Below are 15,429 nucleotides of genomic sequence, written 5' to 3' on the forward strand. Positions count from 1 at the left end.
CTTACACCAGCTCAAAGAAACGTTCGAGTTCTCGATCCGTTACGAGAGCAGAGAACTGCTCAAGCTGCGTCTTGCGCGTATCGGCGTAAGCATTGACAAATGCATCGCCAAAATATTTCCGTGCGTAGGCCGAGCCTCTGAAGCGAGCAATCGACTCGGCGAAACTGGTGGGCAAGCGCAAGGCTTCGGGAATCTCAACCGCGTAGACATTGCCCGCAAATGGCTCGGTTGGCTCGATACGGTTCTCAATTCCGTGCAGACCAGCGGTGATCACCGCAGCAAGCGACAGATAAGGATTGGCATCTGCTCCAGGCGTACGGCATTCAATGCGGCTGGACTTTGCGGAACCGGGAATTGCACGAATGGCACAAGTACGATTTTCGATCCCCCACGCTGCGGAAACGGGCGCAAAAATGCCAGGGACCAGCCGTTTGTACGAGTTGATATTCGGTGCAAACATCAACATGAAGTCGCCCATCAGAAGCTGCATGCCCCCGATGAAATGACGCATCTGTGCGCTTATTTTGTTGGGGTCGGCCGCATCATAGAACACCGGCGTTCCGTCCAGCTTCTGCATCGATGCATGGATATGCCCGCTCTGGCCATCTGCCTGGTTGGACCAACGCGCCATAAAAGTCGCAACCTGGCCGTTCTGTTGGGCCACCACCTTGGCAAACGTACGGAAGAGCGCCGCAGCGTCGGGAACGGTAGCATCGTGACCATACCTGACAGCCACTTCCATGAACCCGTCACCCATTTCCTCATGGAGGCTTTCAATCGGAATCTGCAATCCCAAGCACATATCCATGATCTTGTTGTAGATATCGGACTGCACTTCCTGGCGTACAAGCGAGTAGTAAGTCTTGTTAGGTGTAGCGGGCTGGAGGTTTCGATGACCCTTGTCGATAATCGATCGAGCCGTCTCGTTGAAAAGCGTAAACTCGAGCTCTGTAGCAACACAGGGACGGTAGCCCAGCGCCTCGGAGCGCTCCACGACACGATTGAAGATGGTGCGTGTGCAGTATTCGACAGCATCACCGGCCATCTGTGACATTATCATCAGGTTACGACGTTCCGGCGCCCAGGGGATCAAGCGTGCAGTCTCTGGCAGCAATTTGATCGGCCGATCGGGGTAACCCTCCGCGACATCAGCGACTATTGGTGCGTAAAGTATAGCGTCGGTTGGGTCGAGAGCCATCGTGAGGATGGGTATGCTCATATTATCCAAAGCGCTCTCAAGCTTGGTACGAGAGACGTATTTGCCGCGCACAGTACCCTGAAAGTCCACGAAAGAGACCACAGCGAACTCGAGTTCGCTGTCCACAATAAACTTTTTTAGCTCCGACATTGTCGGCTTCAAAGGCAGCTTCGTCATTCTAGTCCTCCCTCACATGCGTCTGTAGCGCCGGACGTGTCTTATTGGCTCCACAGGAGCGCCTCAAGCCCATCGACCTAACTTCTTGCAAAGAATTTCCATGCAGTCAAATATTTCTTGAAATGGCAACTTTTTTCCGGCACAGGAATTATCAAACGGGGAGAGTCAGATGCAGAGTTGGGATTATGTCGTGGTCGGTGGGGGATCGGCCGGAGCCGTAGCGGCAGCACGTCTGTCGGAAGATCCTGCAGTCAGCGTTCTCCTGCTTGAGGCCGGCGGCGGGGGAAAGGCACCCTTTATCCAGATCCCAAACGGGATATATTTCGTCAAAGGCAATCCGAGGTATCACTGGCTCATGCCGGTTGAGCCCGACCCCACGCGAAATGGTCGAGTCGAACTCCTGACCTGTGGCCGCGGCCTTGGCGGCGGGAGTTCAATTAACGGCATGGTTTTTGTTAAGGGACTGAAAGTCGACTATGCCGAGTGGGAGAAATCGGCGGGGTCCGATTGGGGGGTTGGGCCGGTGAACCGAGCCTTTGGCAGGGTCGAAGGCGCCATTAACGTCGACACGCCTTCGCCTTTGCATCCGGTCGCAGACCAGTTCATTCAAAGTGCGAAAGCCTTTGGCTTGCCTGAAAACACCACCGATCTGACCCGAACGGGAATGGGTGTGATGGAATGTCCTACCAGTGCATCCGGTGGATGGCGCCAAAGCACCGAGAGGGGTTACATCAGACCTTCGCGCAGCCGGAAGAATCTCACCGTCTATACCAATTGCGTTGCAACTCGATTGATCGTCGAGAGCGGGCGTGTTCGAGGTGTTGAATTTCTCCGCCATGGCACGCTGACGACAGTCTACGCCAATGAGGAAATCGTCCTGTCGGCCGGAGCCATCAATTCGCCCACTCTGCTGATGAGGTCGGGCATTGGCGCTGCAGACCATTTACGCGCGGTCGGCATCACGCCCGTCCATGACCTGCCTTCGGTTGGTGAGGGTCTGCAAGATCATCCTTGCGTCTGGATCAGCGCCAATGTCCGGGAAAGAACCTGGAACGATGATCTTGGATTGGGCGGCATCATAAGAGCAGGTGCCCAGTGGCTGTTGGGCCGTAAGGGTCCGGCGGCGTCCGGCATGTGCCACGCGACGTTATATGGATCAACCGAAGGCGCCGCGGGCGAGCCCGACTATCAGATGAGTTTCATGCCGGCTGGCTATGTGGTTCTCGATGATGGCGTGGAATTTCTGCCTTCCTCCTCCGTGACGACCGCGGTAAGTCTTTGCCGGCCGGTTGGACGAGGATCTGTGAAGCTTCGATCAACGAATCTCGCCGACACGCCTGTGATCACATACCGTTTGCTCGACACCGAGGACGACATGAGGCGATTGAGGGAGGCTTGCCTCGCGGCTAGGGCGATCTATGCGAGCGCCCCGATGAATAAGACGATCATTGGCGAGGCTGTTCCAGGGCCGGATGTCAAAACTGATGCGCAGTGGACGGACCATATCCGCAAGCATGCGGTGAATATGTGCCATCCCGCCGCCAGTTGCCGTATGGGTGCGGACGACCATTCGGTTGTCGATCCATCGCTGCGCTTGCGCGGTCTGCAAGGTTTGCGTATCGCGGATGCATCGATTATGCCGCAGATTACGAGCGGAAATACAAACGCGCCTTCAATCATGATTGGCGAACGAGTCGCGGAGTTCATTCAAAGAGATCGCGCTGCCTAGCAACTGGGACGGGTGCAGATATGAAGTCAAAACTCTTAATCATCAAAACAGGTTCGTATTCAGCGCGCGCGCAAAGGATCTGCGACGAGTTCGGCGATCAAGAAGCTGTCTTTATGTCTGCCGGCAAATACCCGATTGACGGTGTGGACGTAGTTGAGGTTTTCAATGGAGAGAAACTTGCGCGTCCGCCGCAAGAGTATAAGGGTATCCTGGTCACCGGCTCGGGCTTTATGTTGAGCAAACCGGAGCCGTGGATGGATAATACCGCCGCATGGCTTCGCGAAGCGATTTCGGCGCGTATCCCAACGCTTGGCATATGTTTCGGCCATCAAATGATCGCCTACGCACTTGGCTCTCGGATCGATGCAAACCCCAACGGGCTTGAAGTCGGCAAGATCAAAGTCGAATTCAACCAGGAAAGTCGCAGTGATCCGCTGTTTTCCGTTCTGCCGGAAACAGGTTTTTTCAATTCACACCACTACGAAACAGTTGTCGACCTACCCGAAGGCGCTTCGGTGCTCGCCAGTAATGCGATGGATAAGCATCAAGCGATACGTTTTGCAGATCAGGCTTGGGGAGCACAATTTCATCCCGAGATCGGCGGGTCTCTGATGCTCACTCTTTTGGAAGTGCTTGCCGAAGGGCTTGAAAAAAGAGGCGAGTCGGTCACGCAATTGAAAGAAGCGATTACCGACACCCCGTACGGCCCCGTATTGTTGAAGCGCTTTTATGAGCTGGCGATGGCTGGGCCCCCGCAATGCGCGTAATCGTTCTTGGTGCAGGTGTCATTGGCGTTTCTGCCGCGTATTGGCTCGCCCGGGCGGGTCACAGCGTGTCGGTCATCGAACGCTGTAATGCAGCTGCGCTCGAGACGAGTTGGGGAAATGGTGGAATCGTCCATATCAGTTCAGTGGAACCCTGGTCCGCGCCTGGAGTTCCTCTGAAGGTGCTGAGATGGCTTGGTGACGAGCGGGCGCCAATCGTTCTCAGGCGAAGCGCGTTGCCGCATATGTGGCGATGGGGACTCGAGTTCCTGAGAAATTGCACCCCCCAAAGGCACAAGCAAAGCTCCCTCTTCAACCTGCAGCTCGCACTCGAGAGCGTGAATGCAATCGCCGAGATGCGAAACGTTACACAAGTGGACTATGACTTGTCGTTTCGCAAAGTACTGAAAATCTACTCGAGTCTCCAGGACCTGCAAAGTGCGGCAAAGGCTTTTGAAGCCCTGAGGCCATATGGATTGGAGAGTGAAGTCTGGGACATCGATACCTGTGTTACCCATGAGCCGGCGCTGGCAGGTTCAAGAACGCTCATCGCCGGCGGAATATTCTTTCCGCAGGATGAAATTGGCGACTGCAACAAATTTACTCAAGGCATTGCAAGTTGGTGCGCGCAGCAGGGCGTATCGTTCGAATACGGGACGACTGTGCTGGGAGTCGACATCCGGAACGGCAGGGTTTCGGGAGTATCGACATCCAGGGGCGAGATCTCGGCCGACGCAATCGTCGTCGCGCTTGGAAGCTACAGCTCTCAACTGCTCAAGCCGCTCGGCATACATCTTCCCCTCTATCCCGTGAAGGGCGTGTCGCTCACCGCGCCTCGTGAGGCGTGGCCTGATGCGCCTCGAATGGCGCTCATGGATGATGCGCGCAAAGTCGCGTTCACCCCACTTGGCGATCGGTTGAGAGTTGTAGGGTCGGCGGAAATCGCACGTTTCGACACAGTGCCGGACCCAGTTCGAATCAACGCCATCGGCGAGAGACTCTGTGAACTCCTGCCAGGCTTTCGAGCCTGCATGGAACATCCACAGGCGACGCCGTGGGCCGGGCTCCGCCCGGTACTTGCCAATGGACGGCCTTTTGTCGGCCGTGCCAAAGGCATAGCGGGCCTGTGGATCAATTCGGGGCACGGCCATACCGGTTGGACACAGGCGGCTGGCTCGGGTCGTCGACTTGCAAACCTGCTGGACGACAGGTCCTGAGCCGCATTTTCCCAAAAAACAATATTTTTCTGATTTTGAAAACTTTCTTGATGTTGGCAATTCTCTTGTGTAAGGCTTTGTGAGGAGGCAGCGGAGACGCCGACGATCGGGAGGGGACATGTTAAAAATCGAGGCTGTTACCAAAAGCTTTGGTGGCGTAAGAGCCCTGGCGAACGTCGATCTGAGCTGTGAGTCCGGAGAAATTCTTGGGCTGATCGGACCGAATGGAGCGGGGAAATCCTCGTTGGTGAATGCCATCTCCGGCGTGATCAAACTCGATGAGGGCTCGGTAAAGCTGGGTGGCCAAAATATTGCCGGCCATGGAGCGGAGTTTTGCGCGAGAGCTGGGGTCGCGCGCACGTTTCAGAACATTCGCCTTTTCAAAGAATTGACCGTTCGCCAAAATATCGAAGTTGCGCTGATTACCTGCGCCAAGGTTCGCCCTCACATTGCTTCGAAAATCAATATTGATACGTTACTTGAAGAGTATAATTTATTGCATTTTTCAGACGTTCCCGCAGGAACACTTGCCTATGGCAACCAACGAAGGCTGGAGATTGCCCGCGCGCTAGCCTTGGGGCCGAAACTTCTGCTGCTTGACGAGCCTGCGGCGGGCATGAATGAAGCGGAATCCGAGGTTCTCACGGTCGCGATAGAAAATATTCGCCGCAATGTAGGGTGCGCAACAATCGTAATTGATCACGATCTGCAATTCATCAACAAACTCTGCGACAGACTTTGCGTAATGGATCAGGGGCGCGTGATAAAGTCCGGAGACCGGACGGAAGTCTGGGCCGATGCTCGCGTCATAGAGGTCTATACTGGACGACCGATAGAAAACTAAATGGACTTCTCATCTCGTAAAAAAACAGGAGGAACTGAGAATGAAAAGTATGATTGGTGCCGCAATTACTGCGGCGATGACATTGAGTGCCGGCACGGCAAATTCTGAAGAGCTTATATTTGGCATTTCTGCGGCCCTCACCGGCGAGTACGCGCCATTTATTGAGGTCGAAGGCGCGAAATGTATGGCTGACAAGCTAAACAAAGCGGGGGGGCCGGACGACCTTAAGGTCAAGATCTTGTCTGAAGACAACCGGTCCGAGGTTCAATTGTCGATCTCGCTGGGACAAAAGTTTCTTGATGAGGGAGCTCAGTTGATTACGGGAGTTCCGTTCCCGGATGCATTGATCCCGCTAACACAGCTCGCTAAGCCGTATGACGCAATCGTATTTTCTGCACCCAATACTCAGCAGGAGATGCACCAACCTGATATCGACAACTTTTTCACTGTCGCGGTGCCAGATTCGATCAACGCAGCGGCAACTGCGAATGCCGTCTATGACAAAGGCGCACGCAACGCTGTAATTCTGACATCGAAAGATATAGGCAGTTGGTCTGAAAAGCTGCCTGAATGGTTTGCTGACGTCTTTGAGAGACGTGGCGGAAAGGTTATCGGCAGGTTCACCTACTCTCTTGGTACATCCGATTGGTCGCCCCAGATTGCAAGCATCAAAGCTCTGCCGACGCAGCCCGATGTCATCGAGATATCCACGGTGTTGCCTGACGCCGGGATATTTATCCGTCAGCTGCGAGCAAACGGCTACACTGGCTGGGTCGTTGGCAGCGACGGGTTTGACGATCAGTCACTAAATGGAATTGTTGGAGACCCTGCCGCACTCGACAAGGTAATTTTTGCCACCCACGCGAAGACCTATTTGGATAGCCCAGCCGACAAGTTCCTGGCAGAGTGCAAGGCGGCCGGCTTCAAGGTTGCCAATGTTTTCGATGCGCTTGGTGGAGAGATGGTTCTTGTAACCTATGAAGCGGCCAAGAAGGCCGGTTCGGTCGAGCCTGCAAAATTGCGAGAAGCGCTTCGGGCCGAGGGCGGCTATCTAGGGTTGACGTCGGACAACGTCTCCTTCGCTCAATATAAAAGCTATCCAGTGAGATCTGTGCCGGTCATTGGCTTTGAAAATGGTAAGCGAGTCCTGATAACGGACAAGTTCCCCACAGTACTTACCCGACCTGAATTGGTTAAATAGCACGGTTGTCGATGATTGCGGCTGGCCGGAGGCCTCATATCTAATGTTGATGATGGAAAAAGGCGCACTGGAATATGGTCCAGTGCAGGCCGTAAGAAATGTCTCGATAACCGTGAACAAGGGGGAGCTCGTGGTTTTGCTTGGGCCGAATGGCGCAGGCAAAAGCTCGACGATCAAGGCACTCTCCGGGCTTCATCCTCTCGCGTCCGGCCGTGTGTTTTATCGGGGTCGCGACATCACCAATGTCTCCGTGGAGGATCGCACTCGACTTGGAATTGCGGTCACTCCTGAAGGCAGACATGTTTTCGCCAACCTTACAGTTGGCGAAAACCTTCGCCTGGGTGCTGCAACGCGGAAGGACAAAGACGGCGTAAAGGCTGACATAGAGGCTCAACTTCAGTTCTTTCCAGTCTTGAAGGACCGTTACGGGCAGTTGGCAGGCACGCTGTCCGGCGGCGAACAGCAAATGCTGGCAATTTCTCGATCGTTGATGTCTCGTCCTAAAGTCCTGCTTCTTGATGAGCCATCCTTAGGAATTGCTCCCAAGATTGTGGAGAAGATATTCGACTTCATCGGCAAACTAAAAGCAGAAGGTCTTACACTGCTTGTGGTTGAACAGAACGCTGCCCAGGCACTTCGGTTCGCCGATCGAGCTTACGTGATGAGCGCCGGCGTGGTGCGGTATGAAGGGTCTGCGGAAGAACTCATGAGCAAGCGTGACCTACTCAACCTGTATATCGGAGCGTGACGATTTGCCATGGACTACCTGTTACAGCAACTGCTTAATGCACTCGCTTTTGGCGCTGAATACGCACTGGTCGCGTTGGGGCTTGCCATCGTTTTCTCCATCATGGGCCTTGTGAATTTCGCACACGGTCAGATTATCGGAGTGGCCGCCTACTCGGTCTATCTTGCCGCCCTGTTGGGATTAACATCACCATTCGGTGCGATCATACTCGCAGTGCTGGTGGCGGCAATCGCTGCGGTTCTCCTTGAACGGATTGCATTTCGTCCAGTTCGATATGCACCGACTACCACTGGGCTCCTGACCGCGTTTGGCGTTTCAATCATCGTTCAGGGCCTTTTCCAACTTCTTGTGTCCGCTCGTCCCCAGCCGGTCACCGTTCTCAACGATCTGAACCAGATGTGGTTTCTTGGATCATTTGCAGTGTCTTCGCTGCAGGTCTTGGAGTTACTCGTTGCGATTATCGCGATGACCTCGCTGATCTGGTATTTGAGCAGGACAACGATCGGTCTGGCAATTCGCGCAGCATCGCGCGACTTCACCACTGTTCGGTTGATGGGCATCCGCGCCGGGCGAGTGGTGGCCGCGGCCTTCGCGATATCGGGCGCCTTGGCAGGCGTTGCCGCTGTGTTCATCGTAGCGCGACGCGGCAGTGTGACGCCTGACTTGGGATTTGGACTCGTCCTCAAGGCATTCGTCGCCTGCGTTATCGGCGGTTTTGGCTCTCTGCCGGGGGCAGCAGTCGGTGGACTATTGCTTGGTTTTATTGAAGTTGCGCTGCTTGTAGCCTTGCCGGAAGGTTATGGTGATCTCAAGGATGCATTAACGTTTGTCCTTGTGACAGTCCTACTCGTGTTTAGACCTGAAGGCCTCTTTGGTAAAAGAGTTGAATTGGGCGACAAGGAAATATAAGATGAGCTCAGATCTTGATAATAAAAGACCGGTTGCAACAACGTCCCAAAAGGTCTTGCGTTCAACATTGGGTGGTTTGCTCACGGCGTTGCCGGTTATCGTGATCGGCCTTCTCATCATCTTGTTGGCGCCGAAATACTACATGCACCTCACGATGGCTGCATTTCTAAATCTTATCATTGTGGTGGGACTTCAGACGTTTATGGGTAATTCCAACGTTACCCACTTCGGCCACACGTCCTTTGTCGGAATAGGAGCCTACGCCGTAGCGATCCTAGCCACACCCGTGGCGATGAAGCACATGTCAATTCCCGACGCCCCTTTCGGACTGGCGGATATTGCCATTCATCCCGCAGCAGCGGCAGTGGTCGCGCTTGTGATTGTGGCGATTATCGCCGTGTTGTCTGGTCGTATCATCGCGAATATTTCTGGCGTCGCGGCTTCAATCATTAGCCTGGCCTTCCTGATAATAACGCATGCGGTATTCATTAACTGGACGGACCTGTTTAAGGGTAATCAGGCGTTTTTCGGTGTACCTACAGTTATTGACTTGCCCTGGTTGATGGTCTTTGCATCGTTGGCGATAGTGGTCGCGCGAATTTTCAAAGACAGTGACTGGGGTCTTCAATTGCGGGCAACTGCGCAGAGCCCTCAGGCGGCGGCGGCGCTAGGTATTGACAGCGTGGCTCTACGCTTTCGGGCATGGGTTCTATCAGCTATCATATGTGGCTTGGCGGGCATCCTGTACGCCTATTTCGTAGGAACGATCAGCCCCAAGCTCTTTTATTTCCAAATGGTATTCATGACGCTTGCGATGTTGATCCTCGGCGGGATGGCAACCGTGACTGGGGCAGTCGCCGGTGCAATCATTCTATCGGTGGGCCTGGAAATAATCCGGAGCCTTGAGTCAGGCGTGGTCATCGCGGGCATACAACTGCCTCAACTGCTTGGGCTGTCGGGCATAGCGTTGGGATTGGTCATCGTACTTTGCATGGCGTTTCGTCCTGATGGGGTCGTCGGCAGATACGAACTTGATGAGTATCTTGTTCGCATGTTGCGGCGAAACTAAAGCGTGTCGCCCCTATCCGCTTATTTTGGGCAAGCTTGGAGAGCTTTCTCTGAAGATCGTGGCCGATCTTATGCTCGATCCATAGCGGCCGGCTAGTCGATAAGGCGAGAGAATATCCAACAAGCGAGAAGTTTGCCTTAGCCTCCGCAGATCTATCAAAGGCCAGAATATTGACGACCGAGATGGCGCTGCAGGTCGTTAACGCGCTTTTCCAGCTTTGCGGCACTGGTTCAATCCGAACAGAATGTGGTTTTGATCGCTACTGGCGCATCGCGCGTACATACACGGCCCATGATCCTGCCAATTGGCGATATCACCTGAAGCTTGGACGTGCATGAATATAAGGAGAGTGTCCCAAGAGAAAACCTCTTATTCCAACGTAGACTTGTAATTGAGGAGAAGCGTCATGTCGTCGAAACCGAATAAGCCGCTCTATGCGGGCCAGTATGACATTTTCGGAGGCGTTCCTGAGAAAGTCGAGAAGCGCTGGGAGTTGAACCAGGCACTGAAAAGGGAAGAGATCAATGAGACGATTGAAGCTCTCCGCAAATCGACAATATTTCAAAATCCCTTGGGCACTAAAGTCCAGCAGTTGGTTCACTTCGGACAGGTACTCGTTCTCGGTAAGCTCGACTCCGCGACGGCCCACGCCCGCGCCGCACGGGGATTGGGTGCGACGCTTGAGGAACTGGCGGGCGTGGTGGAAACCGCACTGTTGACAGGTGGTCTTGCTACCTATGCATTCGGCATGGACATACTCGGTATTTTGTTCGAGGAGGAAAATGGCAATCCTCGATAATCCGAGTGCGCGGCGGCTTTACTGGCCGAAGAACGTCAAACTGGGGCGTGCCGTCTTCGAGCGAAACGCATTACGGCAATCCCGAGGTCGACTGGTAGCTCGAAACCGCATCTGTCGAAGTCAATCCAAAACGGTCTGCCGGTTGCAAACGCTTCCAGCAACCCGGCGTGCCGGACCGCCCGGAATCCCGCTGGTCAGCCAATTTCCACTACACGATCCACAATGCAGCCCTGCAAAACCACACGACCACCTCGACCGGGATCAACGGCAATTTCGCCGAGGCGTTTCTTGTGTCGGCATAGTTCATAATACCCGGATCGCCTCGTCCGCGACTGCTCATGGATAAGACATGTCAAACGCCAAGAAACTTCATCTCAACCTCAACATCCTCAATTCCGGGTTCTACGGCTCTGCATGGCGTGCGCTTGGCAGCGAGCCGGGTGCGGCATTCAACGTCCAGCACTATGTGCGCAACGCCCAGATTGCCGAGCGCGGACTGTTCGACGCGATCTTCCTCGCCGATACCCCAGCGTTGAAGGATGATCCCACCTACAGGCCGTACCAGGCCCTGGAGCCGACGATCATTCTGGCGACCATCGCCGCGCTGACGAAACATATCGGGCTGATTGCCACCATATCGACGAGCTACAACGAACCCTACAATATCGCCCGCAAATTCGCCACGTTGGACCACGCGAGCGGGGGCCGCATCGGGGTCAATCTCGTCACCACGGTCGACGCGGAGGTATCCTGGAATTTCGGCCTACCGGAAGTCCTGGCCCACCGCGAGCGCTACAAGCGCGCAGAGGAATTCGCCGATGTCCTCAAGGCGCTCTGGGATAGCTGGGAAGACGATGCCTATATTGGCGACCAGAAGACGGCGCGCTTCGTCGATGTCTCCAAGGTTCACAAGATCGATCATCAAGGGCAATTCTTTTCGGTTCGAGGGCCTCTCAATCTGCCGCGCGGCCCGCAAGGGCATCCGGTGATCGTGCAGGCCGGAGGCTCCGAAGACGGGCGCAATCTGGCGGGCCTGCATGCGGAAGTCGTCTTCTCCGTTGCGCAAACCCTGGAGGATGCGCTTGCCTTTTCCACTGATATTCGCCGACGCGCGCGTCTGGCCGGCCGGCACGACGAAGATGTCGTGGTTCTGCCGGGACTGGCAACGGTCATCGGCGGGACGGAAGAAGAGGCACAAAGACGTCAGGAGGAGCTATGGGATCTCGTCCCGGTCGAATACAGCCTCGGCCGCCTCGCAGACCAGCTTGGCGTCGAACCGGATGTCTTGGAGCTGGACAAGCAGTTGCCGGTGAACCTGCCGCGGCCCGCCGACAGGAGCCATACGATGTATGAAACCGCCATCGGCCTTGCGCGACGACATGACCTGACGGTTCGCCAGCTCATCCAGCGCCTTGGTGGCGGAACAGGGCATCGGATACTCGCCGGCACGCCCGAGCAGATCGCCAACACGATCGAGGAGTGGTTCCGCGCCGGCGCGGCCGATGGTTTCAATCTCATACCGGATGTCCTGCCGAGCGGTGCGGAAGCATTCGTCGAGCATGTCGTTCCGATCCTGCAGAAGCGGAAGCTTTTCCGCACGGAGTATGAAGGCGATACGCTTCGCGGCAGGCTCGGCCTGGCGCGTCCGGGAAACCGCTTCAGCAATGAAAGCGGTGCGACGCCAACCCATGGCAAAGCAAATGCGCTCTTCGCATAATACATCCGTCTTATCGATCCACAGGCCGCCGAAGCTGTCTCGGTTGCCTCCACTGACGGCATTGCGTGCCTTTGTCGTTACAGCGCGTCATGCAAGTTTTGCCCGTGCCGCGGAAGAGCTTCACGTGTCCGCGACCGCGATAGGCCAGCAGGTCCGGATTCTGGAGACGCATCTCGGCCGCCCGTTGTTCAATCGCGTGCGCGGCGAACTGATCCTCACCGAAGCCGGTGCAGCTCTCTATCCGGGGCTTGCCGATGCATTCAATTCGATGATCGAAAGCATTTCGGGTCTGATCCAGGCCGGGACCCGGCCGGCACTCAAACTCGTTGCGGATTCGTCTTTTGCCGCCCGCCTGCTGGCGCCGCAGCTCGGCCGCCTGCGGCGGGGGTTGGCCGATGTGGACCTTTCGATTGCGACAATCGACAGCGGAAGATTTGAAGCTCATCGCTTCGATGCCGATTGCGCGATCATCGCCATTTCCGAGCCCATTGCGGGCTTTTTATGCGAGCCGCTTTTCGATGACTACGCGATTGCCGTCTGCACGCCGGACTTTGCCGACCGGCACCAGCTCATCGGCGCGCCCGGTCGGCTGCGAGACCCATCGCTAGAAACCTTGGGGCAAGCCAGCGACGATCCGGCCTTTCAATGGGCGAACTGGCTGCGGGCATGTGGCTTCACGATACGCTCGAAACATGCGGGGATACGGTTCTCGAACCAGCCGGCACTGATCGAGGCGACGCTTGCGGGTCACGGCATTTCCCTGTTGCGCCGCTCTCTCATTCTGGAAGAACTAAGCAAAGGGCGCCTTTTGACGCCATTCGGATCTCCGCAACCAACGCGCAACCGTTATCATTTGGTGACGACCGCGGAGCGGCGGCGCCAGCCGGACATCGCGTTCCTATCGACGCTATTCCGAGACCATGGACTTCCAAGCGTCGCAGCTGCCTGATATTTCTTTGGGCAAACGGATCGGCCGACAATTGAGATGCGCTGCGTCGCTTGCCGGACTATTTTAGGAGCCCGGCAATCGCGATCGTTGCAAGGTCATGCCTTGAGCCAGGCTCGCGAGAGGTTTCCTCCGAGACCTTCCCCGTCTCGCGCGTAGTCCCTGACCTTGACGTTGCCGACAATAGGCTGGATGGGCGAGACAAGGTTTATGACGGGTAGGTCGCGCGCAATGATGACCTGGAAATCCTTGAAATATTTCGCTCGCTTTTCGACATCTGGCTCCGCCGCGGCAGCTTCCAGCAGTTGATCGACCTCCGGATTCTCATAATGGCTGGCATTGGAGAACGGTAGGCCGATCTTGAAGTTTTTGCTCCAGTAGACACGCTGAACGCCGGCGGTCGGGTCGAACGTGTTTGAAAGAGATTCCACCGCGAGATCCCAGGCGCGATCGGTATAGAGGACCTTCACATAGGTGGCGAAATCGAACTTCTGTATGTCGGGCTCAATTCCGATTTTTGTTAGCGCCTGAGCGATGAAATCGGAATAGGTTTGCGGATTGAATGGGTTGGTCGATACCCGTAGCTTGAAGCGCTTGCCGCCTGCATCGCGCTGATAACCTGCTTCGTCGAGCAGCTTTTCCGCAAGCGCAGTGTCGAAATTTGCAAACGGAATATCGGGATTGTGAAATTTGGCCAGGCCGGGGCCGATGGGGGTCGGCGATGGGACCGCATAGCCGTAGAGCACGACGTTTATGAGAGCCTTGATGTCGATCGCATGCGCGATGGCTTGCCGAACTTTCAGTTCCTTTAGAACTGGATTGTCGAGGTTGATAACGAGCTGGTTTTGCAGGCCGGTATACGTATAGATACGATCATCGACCTGGAGCGTCGAAACAGTCTTCAGCCGCTCGAGATCAGCGAGCGGCACCGGATTGGGGCCGATGTCGACTTCGCCCGTTTCAAGTGCCGCCGATCGCGCACCCGCATCGTTGATGAGTCGGATGATGATGCGGTCGAGATAGGGATAAGGCGCATCCCAATAGGTCGGGTTCTTTTCCAGCAGGAGATGGCTGCCTCGCAGCCATTCCTTCAGGACGAAAGGACCGCTGCCGATGATCTGTTCCAGCTTGGGATTGTCAGCCGGCTTGAACGTCTCAAAAATATGCTTTGGAACGATAGGCGATTCCGAGCCCGAAAGTGCGGTGATGAGGGCGGGCGACGGCTTCGCCAACTTGATCTTTGCGGTCAGCGGATCGGATGAATCTATATCGATCACTTGCGAGAAGGTGGCGCGGCCGCGCGGGTGCGCTTCCTTCAACCGTAGTATCGAGAAGGCGACATCGGCTGAGGTGAGCGGCGTGCCATCGTGGAACTTGACGCTATCACGAAGCCGGAAAACATATTCAAGTCCATCCGGCGAAATGGTCCATTCCTTTGCCAACGAAGACTTGGGCGTGAGGTCGTAATCGTAGGCCAAGAGACCGTCGAAAATCTTGGCGCCGATGAACTGAGGGCCGCCAGCGCTGGTGTTGATCGGGACGAGTTGCGTCGGTTCCGGGAAATAGACGATCGTCAGCGTGCCACCGGCAACCGGCTCCTCGGCCGCGGCGAACGCACCGCTTGGCAATGCCACGAATGCGCCGGCCGCCAAGGCGATCTTGTGAAAGTCGCGTCTGGAAAATGTCATGGGGTGATCCTGTGAAAGCCGAAAGGTGATATCAGTGGAGCTGGGGCGAACCGTGGCGTTCTGCGAGCAGAGCCAGGATGCGCTTGGTGTCCTGCACAAAACGCACGTCGCCATGGGCAAGCGCGTCCTCGGGCGCTTCACCAGCAAGTAGCAGCAGCGGCAGGCTCTGGTTCTCTTCGCCAACGACAGCAATGACTGTCTCGTGGGGCTTTGCGAAGCCGACGCGGCGAATGTCCAACCGGGCGGCGATATCCGGGAAGCTTGCGAGCAAACCTTCGACCTGATTGCAACTAGGGCACACAAAGAGCGTACCAGGCCGTTCCGAATCTTCGAAACCCGGCTTGATCAGAAAAAGGGCGTCTTTGGCCATGGTCTCCATCATGCACGTTTTAGAAGTCGTCATGACGGAGAGCGTGCCCGGTC

The 15,429-nt window shown here is 55.7% G+C and carries 16 protein-coding genes; 13 read left to right on the forward strand and 3 right to left on the reverse strand.

Annotation, left to right across the window (positions count from 1 at the left end):
* Position 1: 1 nt before the first annotated feature.
* Positions 2-1,375 (reverse strand): glutamine synthetase family protein, encoded by a 1,374-nt coding sequence (locus tag AB4136_RS16965; protein WP_441931486.1) that lies wholly within the window; start codon positions 1,373-1,375, stop codon positions 2-4.
* 169 nt (positions 1,376-1,544) lie between these two features.
* On the opposite strand from AB4136_RS16965, the gene AB4136_RS16970 reads away from it, so the two are divergent.
* The 13 genes from AB4136_RS16970 (at position 1,545) to AB4136_RS17030 (ending at position 13,321) form a co-directional block, all read left to right on the forward strand.
* Positions 1,545-3,104 carry a GMC family oxidoreductase gene (locus tag AB4136_RS16970; protein ID WP_441931487.1) on the forward strand — a complete coding sequence of 520 codons (1,560 nt, stop codon included), beginning with the start codon at positions 1,545-1,547 and terminating at the stop codon, positions 3,102-3,104.
* 20 nt (positions 3,105-3,124) lie between these two features.
* A complete protein-coding gene (locus tag AB4136_RS16975) occupies positions 3,125-3,871 on the forward strand; it encodes a glutamine amidotransferase (protein ID WP_441931488.1) in 747 nt (248 codons plus the stop codon).
* Complete coding sequence (locus AB4136_RS16980) at positions 3,862-5,085, forward strand: D-amino acid dehydrogenase (RefSeq protein ID WP_441931489.1); 1,224 nt, start codon at positions 3,862-3,864, stop codon at positions 5,083-5,085. The genes AB4136_RS16975 and AB4136_RS16980 overlap by 10 nt, the downstream gene beginning before the upstream one ends.
* A gap of 118 nt (positions 5,086-5,203) precedes the next feature.
* Entirely contained in the window at positions 5,204-5,929 is a 726-nt protein-coding gene (locus AB4136_RS16985) for an ABC transporter ATP-binding protein (RefSeq protein ID WP_441931490.1), read from the forward strand.
* 40 nt (positions 5,930-5,969) lie between these two features.
* Positions 5,970-7,130: an ABC transporter substrate-binding protein gene (locus tag AB4136_RS16990; RefSeq protein WP_441931491.1), complete on the forward strand. Its 1,161-nt coding sequence runs from the start codon at positions 5,970-5,972 to the stop codon at positions 7,128-7,130.
* 43 nt (positions 7,131-7,173) lie between these two features.
* Positions 7,174-7,878 carry an ABC transporter ATP-binding protein gene (locus tag AB4136_RS16995; RefSeq protein WP_441931492.1) on the forward strand — a complete coding sequence of 235 codons (705 nt, stop codon included), beginning with the start codon at positions 7,174-7,176 and terminating at the stop codon, positions 7,876-7,878.
* 9 nt (positions 7,879-7,887) lie between these two features.
* Positions 7,888-8,787 carry a branched-chain amino acid ABC transporter permease gene (locus tag AB4136_RS17000; RefSeq protein WP_441931493.1) on the forward strand — a complete coding sequence of 300 codons (900 nt, stop codon included), beginning with the start codon at positions 7,888-7,890 and terminating at the stop codon, positions 8,785-8,787.
* Between the two features lies 1 nt (position 8,788).
* A complete protein-coding gene (locus AB4136_RS17005; RefSeq protein WP_441931494.1) occupies positions 8,789-9,856 on the forward strand; it encodes a branched-chain amino acid ABC transporter permease in 1,068 nt (355 codons plus the stop codon).
* Positions 9,857-9,933: 77 nt separating this feature from the next.
* Positions 9,934-10,194: an acyl-CoA dehydrogenase family protein gene (locus AB4136_RS17010; RefSeq protein WP_441931533.1), complete on the forward strand. Its 261-nt coding sequence runs from the start codon at positions 9,934-9,936 to the stop codon at positions 10,192-10,194.
* 68 nt (positions 10,195-10,262) lie between these two features.
* The gene (locus AB4136_RS17015) at positions 10,263-10,655 is read left to right on the forward strand and encodes a carboxymuconolactone decarboxylase family protein (protein ID WP_441931495.1); all 393 of its coding nucleotides are present in this window, start codon (positions 10,263-10,265) and stop codon (positions 10,653-10,655) included.
* Between the two features lie 167 nt (positions 10,656-10,822).
* Positions 10,823-10,957 carry a hypothetical protein gene (locus AB4136_RS17020; protein WP_441931496.1) on the forward strand — a complete coding sequence of 45 codons (135 nt, stop codon included), beginning with the start codon at positions 10,823-10,825 and terminating at the stop codon, positions 10,955-10,957.
* 47 nt (positions 10,958-11,004) lie between these two features.
* The gene (locus tag AB4136_RS17025; RefSeq protein WP_441931497.1) at positions 11,005-12,372 is read left to right on the forward strand and encodes an LLM class flavin-dependent oxidoreductase; all 1,368 of its coding nucleotides are present in this window, start codon (positions 11,005-11,007) and stop codon (positions 12,370-12,372) included.
* Positions 12,356-13,321 (forward strand): LysR substrate-binding domain-containing protein, encoded by a 966-nt coding sequence (locus AB4136_RS17030; protein ID WP_441931534.1) that lies wholly within the window; start codon positions 12,356-12,358, stop codon positions 13,319-13,321. Before AB4136_RS17025 ends, AB4136_RS17030 begins: the two co-directional genes overlap by 17 nt.
* Before the next feature lie 95 nt (positions 13,322-13,416).
* On the opposite strand, the gene AB4136_RS17035 is transcribed toward AB4136_RS17030, so the two are convergent.
* Together AB4136_RS17035 and AB4136_RS17040 are read right to left on the reverse strand one after the other, a co-directional pair.
* Complete coding sequence (locus AB4136_RS17035; protein WP_441931535.1) at positions 13,417-15,006, reverse strand: ABC transporter substrate-binding protein; 1,590 nt, start codon at positions 15,004-15,006, stop codon at positions 13,417-13,419.
* Between the two features lie 31 nt (positions 15,007-15,037).
* Positions 15,038-15,388 carry a DUF3088 domain-containing protein gene (locus tag AB4136_RS17040; RefSeq protein ID WP_441931498.1) on the reverse strand — a complete coding sequence of 117 codons (351 nt, stop codon included), beginning with the start codon at positions 15,386-15,388 and terminating at the stop codon, positions 15,038-15,040.
* Between the last annotated feature and the right edge of the window lie 41 nt (positions 15,389-15,429).

The sequence above is a fragment of the Mesorhizobium sp. 2RAF21 genome, assembly GCF_052115345.1.
Lineage (GTDB): Bacteria > Pseudomonadota > Alphaproteobacteria > Rhizobiales > Rhizobiaceae > Mesorhizobium > Mesorhizobium terrae.

Coding starts and splice junctions, on each gene's coding strand:
- AB4136_RS16965 (WP_441931486.1), bottom strand. CDS start 1,375: ATGACGAAGCTGCCTTTGAAGCCGACAATGTCGGAGCTAAAAAAGTTT.
- AB4136_RS16970 (WP_441931487.1), top strand. CDS start 1,545: ATGCAGAGTTGGGATTATGTCGTGGTCGGTGGGGGATCGGCCGGAGCC.
- AB4136_RS16975 (WP_441931488.1), top strand. CDS start 3,125: ATGAAGTCAAAACTCTTAATCATCAAAACAGGTTCGTATTCAGCGCGC.
- AB4136_RS16980 (WP_441931489.1), top strand. CDS start 3,862: ATGCGCGTAATCGTTCTTGGTGCAGGTGTCATTGGCGTTTCTGCCGCG.
- AB4136_RS16985 (WP_441931490.1), top strand. CDS start 5,204: ATGTTAAAAATCGAGGCTGTTACCAAAAGCTTTGGTGGCGTAAGAGCC.
- AB4136_RS16990 (WP_441931491.1), top strand. CDS start 5,970: ATGAAAAGTATGATTGGTGCCGCAATTACTGCGGCGATGACATTGAGT.
- AB4136_RS16995 (WP_441931492.1), top strand. CDS start 7,174: ATGTTGATGATGGAAAAAGGCGCACTGGAATATGGTCCAGTGCAGGCC.
- AB4136_RS17000 (WP_441931493.1), top strand. CDS start 7,888: ATGGACTACCTGTTACAGCAACTGCTTAATGCACTCGCTTTTGGCGCT.
- AB4136_RS17005 (WP_441931494.1), top strand. CDS start 8,789: ATGAGCTCAGATCTTGATAATAAAAGACCGGTTGCAACAACGTCCCAA.
- AB4136_RS17015 (WP_441931495.1), top strand. CDS start 10,263: ATGTCGTCGAAACCGAATAAGCCGCTCTATGCGGGCCAGTATGACATT.
- AB4136_RS17025 (WP_441931497.1), top strand. CDS start 11,005: ATGTCAAACGCCAAGAAACTTCATCTCAACCTCAACATCCTCAATTCC.
- AB4136_RS17030 (WP_441931534.1), top strand. CDS start 12,356: ATGCGCTCTTCGCATAATACATCCGTCTTATCGATCCACAGGCCGCCG.
- AB4136_RS17035 (WP_441931535.1), bottom strand. CDS start 15,006: ATGACATTTTCCAGACGCGACTTTCACAAGATCGCCTTGGCGGCCGGC.
- AB4136_RS17040 (WP_441931498.1), bottom strand. CDS start 15,388: ATGATGGAGACCATGGCCAAAGACGCCCTTTTTCTGATCAAGCCGGGT.